A 14,804-nucleotide genomic window follows, 5' to 3' on the forward strand; every position below is an offset into this window, starting at 1 on the left:
GGGCAATCGCCGGGAGGTGTTCCTTTTTGTAAACCGTGTATTACAATTTTGAGGTGCGATCGCCGGAAAAGCTTGGAATCGTGTAGCGGCATGTATTTTGCTTACTATGAGGCATTCGACGAAAGGAGGCGGACCATGAAAGAATCTCCCCATGCCCCGCATTCCGCGAGGCCCGAACTGTCCATCCGCATCGCCGCGAGCCTGGGGCTTGCGGGCAGCATCCTCAACGAAGTCGACCTCGACGACCTCTCCGTGTCCGACAGCGTGATGGAGACCCTTGAGGACATCAGCGCCAACATCATCAGCAAGAACCCGGAGGCCGAAGCGGGGCTGAAGGCCTACTGGATCGAGAAGTCCGACGAACTCGTGCTCTGCGCCGCCTCCGAGGGCAACCTGCACCTGGTGCGCGTTCCAGGCAGGCATTGGGCAGTGAAGCCGCACACCTACCACTAACCCGCCAACAGCCAAGCAAAAAGCCGTAGCCGGAGTCATCCGGCTGCGGCTTCTCATTTCCGAACAAGGGTCACTTCTTCTGGGGCTTGCCCAGGAATCCGCCTACGGCGTCCAGTGCGCCCTTGCCCAGGTTGCCGGGCGCCTTGAGAACTTCCTTGGGCGCATTGACCACGGATTCCATCATGCCCTTGGCCAGGGCCGCCCTGTCCAGTGAAATGGACGGGTCGTCCATCTTGCCCTCGACATGGATCGGTACGGCGGGCAGCTTCACGAAGCTGGCCATCAGGTGCATGTCCAGGGTCTGGCCGGGCAGGTTCACCCAGCCCTGGCCCGTGATTTTGTGCGGGGACATGGCCACCAGCAGGTCGGAGGTGTGGGCCACGCCCCCGCTGATGGCCGCGCTGGCGGAGACCTGTTCAAAAGAGGTGCGGGCCTGGGGCTTGGACCTCCCGGTTCCGCTCTCGAGCGCCTCGGGCGTGACCTCCAGGCCGAGCAGCGCGCCGTCCCGCACACCGAATGCGGCCTTGCCGCCCAGCGTCGGAAGCGCCTTGGCCGGGTCCAGGCCCGTGGCGGTCACGGCCGCGCTGGCCGTAAGCCGCCCGGAGACGCGGGCGTTGCCCGTGGCGTCGCGCAGGAGCGGCTCCAGCTGCACGCCGTCGATGGCGGCGTTGACGGCCAGGGGCGCGTTTGGCCCCTTGCGCAGGTCTGCCCGGAGCGTGGCCTTGAGCGCGCCCTGGTAGAGCGAGACCTGCACCGGGTCCGCCGTGAGCACGCCTTCCCTGAGGGCCGCCTTGGCGGTGACCGGCCCCATGTGCAGCTTGGAGGCCACGAGGGAGCCCATCTCCACTTCCGCCTCCACGTCCATGGGCAGGGCGGGGGGAGCGGGGGCGGATTCATGCTTGCCCTTCTCGGCCTCTTTTCCTGCCGGGGCCTGGTAATGGTCCAGGTTCAGGGCGTCGGCCTTCAGGGCCAGCGACAATTTGGGTCGGCTTTGGCCGGCGGCGGGCGTGTAATCGGCAGCGAGGCTCAGCTTCGTGGAGTCGAACTCCAGCCCCTTGGAGCGCAGGGATGCCGCTTTGCCCTTGGCCTTGATCGCGAAGTCGCCCTGCAGCGCGCTGAGCGTCCCCTGGCCGGCGGTCGCGGGCAGGCTCACGCCCAGCGCGGCCAGCACGTCGCGCGGGTTCGTCCTGGGCAGGGACAGCTCCGCCTCCGCCGATGGGGAGCCGGTCAGGCCCGCCACGCGCGCCCAGCCCGTGAGCGTCATCCCTTTGGAGGCGGCAGTGAGGTCTTTGACCTCCAGCGTGTCGGACTTCTGGCTCAGCAGGAAGTTCAGGCCCAGGCTGAGCGGGGTCTGCCCGAATCCCTTGAGCGACGTGTTCAGGCCGTCGCCGCGCAGGGTGCCCGCGTTGCCGTCGAAGGCCAGGGAGCCGCCGCTGGCCGATTCGAGCGCATCCACGGGCAGGGCCGAGCCTTTCGCTGTGACCTTGAGGGCGATCTTGTCGAAGGCGTAGCGCACCGCCTCGGGCGCGGCCGTGGCCTTGCCGTCGAGCTGGATGTGCCCGGCCACCTCCGGGGAGGTGACGGAGTAGTCCAGACCCAGGGACACGTCGAAGGGCTGGCCGCGCTTCACGGCCCCGGAACGCAGGGAGAGGCCGGAGATGCCCGCCTTGAAGCCGCTGCGCTGATCCTGATAGTTCACGCGCGCACCGGAGACGTCGAGACCAGCGATCTCGTAATCGATGCGGAAGGTCGTGTCGTCCTCGGTGGTGACCACCACGTTGCGGCCCTCCACCTTGACGTCCTTGATCTTGAGCTTGGGCAGGTTGAGCTCACCGGCTGCGTCGCGCACAAGGTTCAGCTCCATTCCCTCGAAGGTCAGTTTGCCGGTCTCCACCCGGCCGGTCATCAGGGGATACAGGCGCAGGTTCACGTCGGCGCGGTCGATGCTGACCAATGGCGGCGCCTCGGCTCCGGCGGGGGAGGCCACCTTCACGGAGCGCAGCTCGATGCCGATCCAGGGAAACCAGCGCAGGCTCACCGGCCCATGGAAGGAGACGTCCAGCCCGGTGGTGTCCTTGATGATGAGGGCGACGCGCCCGGTGATGGCGTTCTTGTCCAGGCTGAGCATCGCCCCGGCCAGCAAAGTCGCCGCCAGCACGGCGCAACCGAGGACCTTGAAGAGGATGTTGGTGGTGCGCGTCATCGCATGCTCCTTGGAAAGAGTCTGATTGTCCTATAAACTCAGGCCGTGGACATGACAAAGGAAAAAGCTTTCCGCGTGGGGAACGAAGCCGGCGGCGAGAGGCTGGACGCCGTTCTCGCCGCGCAGCTTGGACTGGGCCTGCGCGCGGCCAAGCGCCTCGCCGTGGAGGGCCGCGCCCTGGTGGACGGGGTGCCCAGGCCCCCGGCCTACAAGCTGCGCCCCGGCCAGGGCGTGACCCTGCTCGACGCCCCCAAACCGCAGGAGCCTCCACGGATTGAGGTGCTGGCCAGGGGCGGAGGCTTCGCGGCCCTTCGCAAACCGGCCGGGCTGCACACTGCCGCGCTGGAGGGCGGCGGCGGGGCCAGCCTGGAGGCGGCCCTGGAGACGCTGTTCCCCAGCGGCGGGGCCGTGCTGGTCAACCGCCTGGACAGGGACACCTCCGGCATCGTGCTGGCCGCGCTCGACCGGGATGCGGCGACGCGCTACAAGCTCCTGGAGGACGCCGGGGAGGTGGACAAACGCTACCTGGCCGTGGTCTACGCCCGCCTGGAGGCCCCCCTGCTGCTGCGCCGGGAGATCGACATGGCCCGGCGGGCCAGGGTGAAGGTGCTGCCGGGCGACAGCCCCGACCCGCTGCGTGTCACCAATGTGCGGCCCTTGGGCGCGCAGACTCTGGGCACGGGCGAGGGCTTCACCCTTGTCGAGGCGCGCATCGCCAAGGGGGCGCGCCACCAGATCAGGGCGCACCTGGCCGCCGCGGGGCATCCCATCGTGGGGGACGCGCTCTACGGCGGCCCCGATGCCGCCCCGGGCCGGAGGTTGCGGCTGCACCACTGGCGCGTGAGCCTGCCCGGGCTGTGCGCGGCCTGCGCGCCCGGCTGGAAAGAATTTCAAGACGTCATCCAACGCGTGATGGAGGAGAACCCATGCGCCTGATTCTCGTGGCCGCGCTCGCGCTGGCCCTTACCGGCTGTTCCATGTTCGGCGGGGGCAAGCCCCAGCAATTGGCCAGGCAGGACCGCGTCCTGGAGTTCCTGGACGCGGGCAAGCCTAAGGCCGCCCTGGTCGTGGCCGACGAGTTGGTTGCCGAGGCCCCGGACGACTACCGCAGCTACCTGACCCGCAACACGGTGTATCTCGTGCTCAAGGATTTCGCCGCGGCAACGGCGGACAACGAGAAGGCCTTGCAGGTCTACGAGGCCAACCAGAACCGCTACCCCCAGAAGGAGCGGGCCTACAGGCTGGCCAAGGTACAGGAGAGCTTCGCCCTGACGGCCCTGCTGGCCTCCCGCCGGGCCACCGATCCGGCCGAGCGCAAGCGCCTGGAGGACGAGTTCGAGGCGCGCGCGGCCAAGGTCAAGGATCTGGACGAGGAGACCTGGGTCAACCTGCGCGGCATCGCCGGGCAGCCCGTGCCGCAGAAATGACGGAAAGTGGGGCCGCCTTGCCACCCCGGGCTTGTGCTCGGGCGGCGAAGTGGGCTAAGTGGTTGACTCATCGGAAACTCAAGCAGATGGGATTTTGTACGCAATGGCCCAGAAACCTCCCGCACAACGCCCCTTCGCCCCCTCAGGCGAACATGTGGCCCGCCAGGTGCGGCTGCCCATGGGCAAATCCTTCGAGATCAGCGTCAAGAGCCTGAGGGTCCGCTTCTCCCGCTCGCTGATTACGGTGATGAGCCTCGTGCTGGCCGTGGCCTTCCTGGGCTTCACGCTCATCGGGCACGACGTGGCCATGGGCCTGCTGGCCTCGGGCAGCGCGAGCCTCCAGTCCGAGCTGGTCAAGGCCGGGTTCGACCTGGCCCCGGGCCGTTACCCCGGCACCTACGAGGTGGCGGCCAGCGCCAAGGACCGCTGGATCGTCATCCTCTCGCTGCTGGTCTGCGCCGTGGGCATCGTCAACGCCCAGCTCATGGCCGTCACCGAGCGTTTCCGCGAGATCGGCACCATGAAGTGCCTGGGCGCGCTGGACAGCTTCGTGCTGCGCCTCTTCCTGCTGGAGGCCGGAATGCAGGGCCTGGCGGGCTCGCTCATCGGCGCGCTCATCGGCGCGCTGGCCGGGGTGCTCATGGGCATGGCCCGGTTCGGCTTCGCGGCCCTGAAATACCTTCCCGCCGCCGACGCCCTGGCCAGCCTGGGCATCGCCGTGGGAGTAGGCTTCCTGCTCAGCCTCGTCGGCGTTTCCTACCCGGCCCTGGTCGCTTCCCGCATGCCCCCGGTGGTGGCTATGCGGGCCGAGGAATAGTCATGTCCCAGATGAACAACATCGTGCGTGTCTCAGGCGTCACCAAAACCTTCGACCTGGGCAGGATCACCGTGCAGGCCCTCAAGGGCGTGGACCTGGGCATCCATTCCGGGGAGTACCTCTCCATCATGGGGCCGTCCGGCTCGGGCAAGTCCACGCTGTTCAACATGATCGGCGGCCTGGACAAGCCCACCACGGGCAAGGTGTTCATCGACGAGGTGGACATCGCCCAGTTGGACGCCTACGAGCTGGCCTGGCTGCGCAACCGCAAGATCGGCTACATCTTCCAGACCTTCAACCTCATCCAGGTGATGACCGCGCTGGAGAACGTGACCCTGCCCATGACCTTCGCGGGCGTGCCCGACGACGAGGCCGCGGAGAAGGGCCTGAACCTGCTGGGGCTTGTCGGGCTGCGCGAGCGCCACGCCCACAAGCCCATGGAGCTCTCCGGCGGCCAGCAGCAGCGCGTGGCCATCGCCCGCTCCCTGGCCAACGACCCGGCGATCCTCCTGGCGGACGAGCCCACCGGCAACCTGGACCTCTCCACCGGCGAGGAGATCATCGCCCTGCTCAAGAGCCTCTCCAGCGAGCGCGGCGTGACCATCATCTCCGCCACCCACGACTACAAAATGCTCAACGTCTCCGACAGGGTGGTCTGGATACGCGACGGCCGCATCGACAAGATCGAGGAGCGCGACCAGCTCAAGATCACCCTGGGCGGCATCGGGGCCAAGGAATACTAGATGAGGCGGACGGCAGCGACAGTCCTGCTTCTGCTGGCCGCGCTGTTCCTGGCGGCCCAGCCCGGTTGGGCCAAGAAGCCCTCGTCCCGGGCTGAAGCGCCCCAGGCGGACCCGGCCCTGCTGGCGGCCTTCGACGCCGACCCCGTGGCCGCGCTGGCCTCCCTGGGCGACAGGAGGAGCGGAACGCCCGGAGCCGCCAAGGCCGCCGCCGTGATCCAGGCCTGGTTCGAGGGCCTGGGCGCGGGCAAGGCCGGGCGGCAATCCTTCCAGATGCCCGTCAAACAGACCGGCGAGGCCGTGCTGCGGGTGGCCGGGCGCAGCGTGAGCGTGCAGCCCACGGACCTGAACGCCCTCTCCACAGATGCCGCCCCGGACATCACCGGACCGCTCATCGACGGCGGCGCGGGCGAACTGGCGGACTTCAACGGCAAGGACGTGGCCGGGGCCATCGTGCTCATGCGCCTGGACTCCGGCAAGAACTGGATCAACGCGGCCCTGCTGGGCGCGCGCGCCGTCGTCTACGAGGACAGGCCCCTGGAGGACGGCAAACCCGCCTCCAAGGTGTTCTACCGCGACAAGACCGAACTCACCCCCGTGCAGTTCCCCCGCTTCTGGATCGAGGGCGACCGGGCGCGGCGCGAGCTGGCCGGGGTTCTTGGCCAGACGGCCACGCTCTCCTGCGCGTCTGTTTGGCGCCAGGCCCTGCACGACAACGTCTACCTCTACATCGAAGGATCGGACCAGAACCTCGCCAGGCAGGTGGTGGCCTTCGAGGCTTTCTACGACACCCGCGCCTACGTGTCCGGGCGCGCCCCGGGCGCTGACGAGGCTGGCTCCATGGCCGCGCTTGTCCGCCTGGCTCGCAACTTCGCCCAGAACAAGCCCAAGCGCGGCGTGTTGCTGGTGGCCACCTCCGGGCACGCCCAGTCCCTGGCCGGGTGGCGCGAATTCCTGGCGGCGTTCAAGGTCAAGGGCAAGGAGCTGCGCACCCAGCGCAAGGAGCTCTCCGAGAAGCAGGAGAACGCCTCCCAGGTGCTGGCACTGCTGGAGAAGGGCCAGCACCTGGGAGGAGCTCCCCTGGGCGACCCCCTGCTGGCCCCGGGCCTGGACGTGGCGCTCAAGGACGAGGTGGACCGCGTCTCCACCCGGCTCATGCGCCTGCGCCTGGAGGGCCGCGCCGAGACCCAGCAGGAGGTGGCCGAATACTCCGACCGCCGCCAGAAGCTGCGCACGCTCAGCTGGCGCGGGGGCTTCTCCGGCCTGAACCCGGAGGAGACGTCGCTCCTCGAAGGGCTGCTGCCCACGGTGCGCGAGCGCTACATGGACATCCAGGCCGACGCCTCCCGGCAACTGGCCGAGGTGGAGACAAGCCGGACGCTGCGCCAGATGCTCGGCGACAGCGAGATCGTCTCGGCCGTTTCGCTGCACATCTCCAGCCACGGCGACGGCATCGGGGCCGTGAACGACGGCTGGCTCTACGCCCTCAAGCCCGAGATCAACCGGGTGCAGTCCTACTCGGGCATTTCCGGCTTCCTTACTGAGGCCGCCGCCAAGCTGGGCTACCCCAAGGATGATTTGCGCTTCGTCAACGGCTTGCGCGCCGACCGGGTGCGCCCCTGGCGCAGCTATTTCGTGGACGCGCCCCAGCTCGGCGGCGAGGTGAGCGCCATGGCCGGGCTGCTGGGGTTGACCCTGGCCACGGTCAACGACGGCAGGTTCCTCTGGGGCACCCCGCACGACCTCCCGGCGTCCGTGGACCGCGAGAACCTGCGCCGCCAGTGCGACCTGGTGGCCGGCCTTGCCGGGGCCATGGCCGACGGCGCCTGGGAGCCGCCCGCCACCATGCCGCGCAACGGCTTCGCCACCTTGAACGGCCGCGCGCGCTTCATCCGCCAGGGCGAGCTCTTCCCTGACAGGGCCGCGCCCGGGGCGGTGTTCCTGGTCTACCAGGGCGAATCCCGCTTCCTGGCCGCCGCCGGGGCCGACGGCTCTTTCAGGGTGGCCGGGCTGGCCGACGGCAAGCACGTGCTGGACAAGGCCGTGGTGGAGGGGTTCCGCTTCTCTCAGGATACGGGCGAGGCCGAGTGGGCCATCGACAAGAAGCAGACCGTCAAGGACAACTACCGCGTGCGCCTGCGCCGCCTGGTGAGCGAAACCGACCTGACCATGTTCGCCTGCCGCCAGAGCACGGGCTTCTCCGCCTTCGACCCGCGCACCTTCCGCTATTTCACCAAGCTGGAGCTGCTGGACGCCCGGCGCGAGGCCGAGCCCACGCACTACTGGTTTTCGCGCCTGGATACCCTCAGCTCCACCTGCTTCAGCCTGTTCATGGAGCCGGGCAGCCGCTACAAGCTCATCCTCTCCGACTCGGTGTTGGCCAGGAAGATGCTCCTGCTGGACTCCACGCCGGAGAATCCCACCGGTTCGGGCTACTCGGTGGACAACTGGCCCCTGCTCTCCTGGACGGAGCTGCGCGCCGCCCGCGACATGTGGGACCTGCTGGAGCCGCGCATCGCCAACCTGGAGACCCACGGCATCTTCAACGAACGCATCCGCGAGATGCGCGACAGGGGCCGCGGCGAGCTGGACAAGGCCGAATCCCTGCGCGCGGCCAAACGCTACGACGAGGCCATGACCCAGGCCCGCTCCTCTTGGGCTTACGCCACCCGCGTCTACAACGACGTGGAGAAGACCCAGAAGGACGTGCTCATCGGCGTGCTGTTCTACATCGCGCTGTTCATCCCCTTCGCCTACTGCATGGAGCGCCTTGTCTTCTCCTTCACGGACATCCACAAGCGCATCCTCGGCTTTTTGGGCATCCTGGCCACGGTCATCGCGGTGATCTACAACGTGCACCCGGCCTTCAAGCTGACCTACAGCCCCATGGTCGTCATCATGGCCTTCTTCATCATCGGGCTGGCCCTGCTTGTGGGCTTCATCATCATCATGCGCTTCGAGCAGGAGATGGAGGAGCTGCAACGCCGCTCCAAGCACGTCAAAGCCTCGGAGATCGGCAAGCTCAAGGCCTTCGCGGCCTCCTTCGCCATCGGCGTCACCAACCTGCGCCGCCGCAAGATCCGCACCTCGCTGACCTGCGCCACCCTGGTGATCCTCACCTTCACGGTGATGAGCTTCACCTCGGTGCGCAGCGCCCGCACGGACCACGCGGTGCGCTTCTCGGAAACCAGCAGCTACCAGGGCGTGATGCTCAAGAACCTGGGCTGGAAGTCCATCCCCGTGGAGGCCGAGAACGTGCTCTCGGACCAGGCGGGGCAGGGCAGGGCGGCCCCGCGCGCGGTGATCGAGTCGCGCGACCGGGTCAGCGCCTTCGTCACCCAGGTCAGCGGGCCCAGGCGGCACGAAACCGTGCAGGGGGTGCTGGGCCTCTCCTACGCGGAGCCCGCCGTCTCCAGGATGGACCGCATCCTCACCGAGGGCCGCTGGTTCAGGGAGAACGAGCGCGAGGCGGTGCTGCTGCCCGACGCCCTGGCGGCGCGCATCGGGGCGGTGCCCGGCACCTGGGTGACGCTGTGGGGCAGGCCCTTCGAGGTGGCGGGCATATTCTCCGGCAAGGAGCTTGAGCGCGTCTCCGACCTGGACGGCGAGCCCCTGACCCCCGTGGTCTACCCCAGCGAGACAGCCGTGGAGGTCACGGAGAGCGAGAAGGAGGCCATCGACTCCGGCGAGGACATCGTGACCTACCAGGGCCGCTACCAGCACGTGCCCGGCGAGCAGGTGGTCATCCTGCCCTATGAGACGGCCATGGGCATGGGCGGACAGCTCAAGAGCCTGGCCCTGCAGGACGGCGCCTCCGGCGAGCTGGCCGGCAACCTGGCCGACCGCTTCGGGCTGACCATCTACGCCGGCCTGCCCGCAGGGACCTTCGTGTTCCAGTCCTCCGACACGATCAACTACGCGGGCGTGCCCAACATCATCATCCCCCTGGCCATCGCCATGCTCATCGTGCTCAACACCATGATCGGGGCCGTGTTCGAGCGCAAACGCGAGATCGCCGTGTACACCGCCGTGGGCCTGGCCCCCACGCACGTCTCCTTCCTGTTCATCGCCGAGGCCCTGGCCTTCGCGGTGATATCCTCGGTGATGGGGTACCTGCTGGCCCAGGTGGCGGCGGAGTTCCTCTCCGGCACGTTCCTCTGGAAGGGCATGACCGCCAACTACAGCTCTCTCTCGGGCGTGGCCGCGCTGGGCCTGGTGATTCTGGTTGTGCTGCTTTCGGTGGTCTACCCCTCGCGGGTGGCGGCCAACATCGCCATCCCGGACGTGAACCGCTCCTGGACGCTGCCCGAACCCAAGGGCAACACCATCCAGGCCGTGCTGCCCTTCCTGATGCACATCCGCGAGCAGGACTGCGCGGGCGGTTTCCTGCTGGAATACTACAAGGCCCACCAGGACGTGTCCCACGGGCTGTTCTCCACGGGCGAGGTCACGCAGGACTTCGTCTGCCCCTGGAACGAGCCGGACAAAGGCCCGCACCCCAAGGAACTCCACGGGGAGTTCTGCTCGCTGGAGTCCTGCCTGCGCATCCAGGCCCGGGTATGGCTCGCGCCCTTCGATTTCGGCATCAACCAGCGGGTGGTGATCTCCTTCACGCCCGCCATGTGGCACCCCGGCTACCTGGAGATAGAGGTGACCCTCACCCGCGAGGCGGGCGAAGCCGGGATGTGGAAGCGGCTCAACAAGGGCTTCCTGGACGACCTGCGCAAGCAGATGCTCGTCTGGCGCTCCCTGGACCAGGAGCGCCGCGACTCGTACCAGGCCAGCATCGACACAAGCACCAAAAACCCTCCGGACGCACGGGATTAGCCGGACATGAAACCAAGCAGCATCCGTTTGCGCGCCGTGGCCGCGGGCCTCCTGTCCGGAGCCCTGCTGTGCCTGGCCACGCCGTACAACAACATGTACCTGGCGGCCACGCCTCTGGGCGGCGGCCACTTCCCGCTGGCCCCGTTCATCCTGTTGGTGTGCATGACCGTGTTCGTGGCCTCGCTGGCGCGCCTCACCCGCACCAAACCCCTGTTCACCGGGGCCGAACTGCTCACCGCCTGGATGCTCTGCGTGGTGGTCTCCGGCCTGGCTTACACCGGGCTCATGCGCACGTTCCTGATCAACATCACGGCCCTGGAGCACTTCGCCAGCCCAGGCAACCGCTGGGCCGAGACCCTGGCCCCGCTCATGCCCAAGGCCTGGACCGTGAGCGACCCCGCCGCCGTGGACCTGCTCTACAACGGCCTGCCCGGCGGCAGGCGGCTCGACCTGCTCCAGGTGCTGGAGGCCGTGCCCTGGAAGGCCTGGGCCGCGCCCCTGGCGGCCTGGGGCAGCTTCATCGCCTTGTGCGTGCTGGTGATGGTCTGCACGGTGAACATTTTCAGCCGCCAGTGGATCGTCAACGAGCGCATGAACTTCCCCCTGCTGCGACTGCCCTACCTCATGGAGGAGTCCTTCCAGGAGGGCAGGGTGGGGCGCTTCTTCTCGGACCGCTTCCTGCTGCTGGGTCTGGCCATTCCTGTGCTGCTGCACACCCTCAACGGCCTCTCGCTCTACCTGCCCACCGTGCCGCAGGTGCCCACCGTGCTGCTGGCCGGGCCGTATTTCGCCAAAACGGGCCTGTTCTCGGGGTTCTCCAAGCTCAAGCTCTACTTCATACCGGCCTACATCGGCTTCGCATTCCTGACTTCGCGCCAGATTTCGCTGAGCTTCTGGATGTTCTTCATCATGGGCGGGCTGCTCACGGGCGCCCTTTCCATGGTGGGGCTGCAGGTGCCCCAGTCCGCACTGGGCGTCACCTTCGGGCCGACTCTCACCCTGCCCGAGGAGACTCAGATGATCGGGGCCTACGGGGTGTTCTTCCTGTTCATCGTCTGGCTGGCCAGGCACCACCTGCTGGAGGTTCTGCGCGACGCCTTCGGCAAGGGCCGCAGCGTACCCAAGGAGTCCGAATGGATCTCGGCCAGGGCCTCCTTCTGGGGCTTCGCTCTGGGCGGGGCTGGGCTCACGGCCTGGTGCGTCTGGTTCGGCATGCCCCTGGCCCAGACGGTGCTCCTGCTGGCGATCTTTTTGGTGGTGCTGGTGGTGGCCACGCGGGTCATCTGCCAGGGCGGCCTGGCCTATTTCACGCTCACGGCCGCGCCCATGGACGGTCTGCTGGCCGTGTTCGGCTCCGGTTTCATGGGCGGTGCGGGCCTGCTCATGGCGGCGGTGATGCAGAAGGTTCAATTCCTGGACCTGCGTGAATCCCTGATGCCCTCCTTGGTGCACGCCTCCAAAGTGGGGGAGAACATAACGCGCAAGCGTCTCTATTTCCTGGGCATCTGCGTGGTCATCGGGGTGGGCATCGTGGCCTCGTTCGCCGCCATGCTGGTGCTTTGCCACAAGGTCGGCGTGCGCGACATGCAGGTGGAGTGGGAGACCGCCTCGGTGCTGCGCGTCTACGAGGACGTGCAGAAGCTGCTGGAGGCCCCCGTCGGCCGCAACAACTGGATTCTGGCCTTCGCCTCCGTGGGCGCGGCCGTGATGCTGGGCCTGGTGCTCTGCTTCCAGCGCTTCTACTGGTGGCCGCTGCACCCGGTGGGCTACCTGACCATGTACAGCTCCTCCATGCGTATCCTCTGGTTCAGCTTCTTCCTGGGCTGGCTGTGCAACCAGGTGACGCTGCGCTACGGCGGGGTGGAGCTTTTCAACCGTGTGCGCATGTTCTTCATCGGCCTCATCCTGGGCGACTTCCTCATGGGCGGCGTGTTCGCGGGGGTGGGGCTGTGGATGGGGCAGAGCTACCAGGTGCTGCCGTCATGACGGGGTCCGGCAATGTATGACGACAAAGAACTGAAAGAATACCGCGACCTTCTGGAAACCCCCACGCATTTCGAAGAGGGGTTCAACTGGAAGACCATCGCCGGGGCCATCTTCATCGGCTTCCTGATGATGCCGGGGTCCATGTACCTGAACCTGGTCATCGGCGCGGGCATCGGCCCGGCCGCGCGCTGGGTGACGATCATCCTCTTCGCCGAGGTGGCCAAGCGCGCTTATTCCGACCTCAAGCAGCAGGAGGTCTTCCTGCTGTACTACATGGCGGGCGCGGCCATGCACTCGCCATTCCAGGGCCTGCTCTGGAGCCAATACCTTGTGCAGTCGGACGCGGCCAAGATGCTGGGGCTGACCGAGTTCATCCCCTCCTGGGTGGCGCCGGGCCTGGGCTCCGAGTCGCTCTCCATCCGTACGTTCTTCCACAAGGACTGGCTCATGCCGGTGCTGCTGCTCATCGGCTCCCAGTTGGTGCAGCGCGTGGACCACTTCGGCCTGGGCTACGCCCTGTACCGCATCACCTCCGACGTGGAGAAGCTGCCCTTCCCCATGGCTCCGGTGGGCGCGCTCGGAACCATGGCCCTGGCCGAGACCACCGAGGAGCGCAAGACCGGCTGGAAGTGGCGGGTGTTCTCCATCGGCGGGGTGATCGGCATCCTCTTCGGCGGGATATACGTGCTCTTCCCGGTGCTCTCGGGGCTCATCTTCACGGAGCCGGTGCGCCTGATCCCCATCCCCTGGATCGACCTGACGCGCCACACCGAGGACGTGATGCCAGCCGTGGCCACGGGCCTTCAGCTTGACCTGGGGCTGGTGTTCACCGGCATGGTCCTGCCGTTCTGGGCCGTCATCGGCGGGCTCATCGGCCAGATCATCACCTTCGTGGCCAACCCCATCCTCTACGAGCACGGCATCCTGCACCGCTGGCACAAGGGCATGGGCACCGTGGACACAGTGTTCGCCAACAACTTCGACTTCTACCTGAGCTTCGGCCTGGGCCTGGGCCTGGCCATCGGCGTCATCGGCGTGTGGCAGGTGGTCAAGAGCTTCCGCAAGGGGCCGGGCGGGGTCAGCTACCGCGACGTGTTCAAGAGCCACCCCGGGCGCGGCGACATCAACTTCTGGGTCTCCATCGCCATCTACCTGGCCTCCACCGCCGCGTACGTGCTCATGTGCCGCTGGCTCGTGCCGGACTTCCCCTGGATCTTCTTCGTGCTCTACGGCTTCATCTACACCCCGGTGATCTCCTACATCACGGCGCGGATGGAAGGCATCGCGGGCCAGTTCGTGAGCCTGCCCCTGGTGCGGGAGGCCAGCTTCATTGCGGGGGCCAAGTTCTTCGGCTACCACGGCATCGAGATTTGGTACGCCCCCATCCCCATCCACAACTACGGCAAGGCCACCGTGGACTTCCGCGAGATCGAGCTCACCGGCACCAACCTGCGCGGGATCATCAAGGCCGAGATCGTGGTCTTCCCGGTGGTCATGATCGCGAGCCTGCTGTTCTCGCAGTTCATCTGGCAGCTGGCCCCCATCCCCTCGGCCAGCTACCCCTACGCGCAGGAGCTCTGGCACCTGCAGGCCCTCAACAGTCTGCTCATGCAGACCTCCACCCTGGAGGGCAACTCCCTGTTCTTCCAGGCGCTCAATGGGGGCTACCTGGGGGCGGGCCTGGGGCTCGGTCTGGTGACCTACGCGGTGCTGAACATGTTCGGGCTGCCCGTGCTGCTGGTCTACGGCGTGGTGCGCGGCCTGGGGCAGCACATCCCCCACGGCCTCATCCTGGAGGTGATCGGGGCCTTCCTGGGCCGGTACTACTTCCACAAGAAATACGGCAAGATGTGGCGTCAGTACGCCCCGGTGCTCCTGGCGGGGTTCTCCTGCGGCATGGGCCTCACGGGTATGTTCGCCATGGGTTGCACGCTCATCCTCAAGAGCCTGGGCAAAATGGCCTATTGACGGCTTGACCGGCCGCCGGTGTTCGTCTAAAAAATTCTGTTCGTTTCGCAGGGAAGGAGATTTTGCCTCCAACCCCTTGACGAATCATCCCGGCTGCTTATTTTTTGAAATCGGGCCGGTGCAACCAGCGCCGGCAGCTCATACGAGGGACCATATGGCTCGCATCACCGTTGAAGACTGCCTGGAAAAGATCAACAACCGCTTCATGATCGTGCAGATGGCCATCAAGCGCGTTCACCAGTATCGCGAAGGCTACGACCCCCTGGTCGAATGCAACAACAAGGAAATCGTCACCTCCCTGCGCGAAATCGCGGGCGAAAAGGTGCTTCCGGCCGAATCCATCGAGGAGGCCGGGATCTACGTTCCCGAGCAGAAGCAGTAGC

The 14,804-nt window shown here is 67.0% G+C and carries 10 protein-coding genes; 9 read left to right on the plus strand and 1 reads right to left on the minus strand.

Annotated features, from left to right (window positions below; all coding sequences use genetic code 11):
* Positions 1 to 135: 135 nt before the first annotated feature.
* Entirely contained in the window at positions 136 to 453 is a 318-nt protein-coding gene (locus MLE27_RS00465; RefSeq protein WP_243309889.1) for a hypothetical protein, read from the plus strand.
* A gap of 70 nt (positions 454 to 523) precedes the next feature.
* On the opposite strand, the gene MLE27_RS00470 is transcribed toward MLE27_RS00465, so the two are convergent.
* A complete protein-coding gene (locus tag MLE27_RS00470; protein WP_243309890.1) occupies positions 524 to 2,656 on the minus strand; it encodes an AsmA family protein in 2,133 nt (710 codons plus the stop codon).
* Between the two features lie 75 nt (positions 2,657 to 2,731).
* Between MLE27_RS00470 and MLE27_RS00475 the strand changes: the two genes are divergently transcribed.
* The 8 genes from MLE27_RS00475 (at position 2,732) to rpoZ (ending at position 14,803) form a co-directional block, all read left to right on the plus strand.
* Positions 2,732 to 3,592 carry a pseudouridine synthase family protein gene (locus MLE27_RS00475; protein ID WP_243309891.1) on the plus strand — a complete coding sequence of 287 codons (861 nt, stop codon included), beginning with the start codon at positions 2,732 to 2,734 and terminating at the stop codon, positions 3,590 to 3,592.
* The gene (locus tag MLE27_RS00480; RefSeq protein WP_243309892.1) at positions 3,583 to 4,083 is read left to right on the plus strand and encodes a hypothetical protein; all 501 of its coding nucleotides are present in this window, start codon (positions 3,583 to 3,585) and stop codon (positions 4,081 to 4,083) included. Before MLE27_RS00475 ends, MLE27_RS00480 begins: the two co-directional genes overlap by 10 nt.
* A 103-nt stretch (positions 4,084 to 4,186) precedes the next feature.
* Positions 4,187 to 4,900 carry an ABC transporter permease gene (locus MLE27_RS00485; protein WP_243309893.1) on the plus strand — a complete coding sequence of 238 codons (714 nt, stop codon included), beginning with the start codon at positions 4,187 to 4,189 and terminating at the stop codon, positions 4,898 to 4,900.
* Between the two features lie 2 nt (positions 4,901 to 4,902).
* The gene (locus MLE27_RS00490; RefSeq protein WP_243309894.1) at positions 4,903 to 5,643 is read left to right on the plus strand and encodes an ABC transporter ATP-binding protein; all 741 of its coding nucleotides are present in this window, start codon (positions 4,903 to 4,905) and stop codon (positions 5,641 to 5,643) included.
* Positions 5,644 to 10,467, plus strand: a complete 4,824-nt coding sequence (locus tag MLE27_RS00495; RefSeq protein ID WP_243309895.1) for an FtsX-like permease family protein — start codon at positions 5,644 to 5,646, stop codon at positions 10,465 to 10,467.
* Positions 10,468 to 10,473: 6 nt separating this feature from the next.
* Positions 10,474 to 12,453 carry a DUF6785 family protein gene (locus MLE27_RS00500; RefSeq protein WP_243309896.1) on the plus strand — a complete coding sequence of 660 codons (1,980 nt, stop codon included), beginning with the start codon at positions 10,474 to 10,476 and terminating at the stop codon, positions 12,451 to 12,453.
* A gap of 12 nt (positions 12,454 to 12,465) precedes the next feature.
* On the plus strand, positions 12,466 to 14,421 hold the full coding sequence (locus MLE27_RS00505; protein WP_243309897.1) for a peptide transporter: 1,956 nt from the start codon (positions 12,466 to 12,468) through the stop codon (positions 14,419 to 14,421).
* 154 nt (positions 14,422 to 14,575) lie between these two features.
* The gene (rpoZ, locus tag MLE27_RS00510) at positions 14,576 to 14,803 is read left to right on the plus strand and encodes a DNA-directed RNA polymerase subunit omega (RefSeq protein WP_243309898.1); all 228 of its coding nucleotides are present in this window, start codon (positions 14,576 to 14,578) and stop codon (positions 14,801 to 14,803) included.
* The last annotated feature ends 1 nt before the right edge of the window (position 14,804 follow it).

It is taken from the genome of Fundidesulfovibrio agrisoli (assembly GCF_022808715.1).
GTDB lineage: Bacteria > Desulfobacterota > Desulfovibrionia > Desulfovibrionales > Desulfovibrionaceae > Fundidesulfovibrio > Fundidesulfovibrio agrisoli.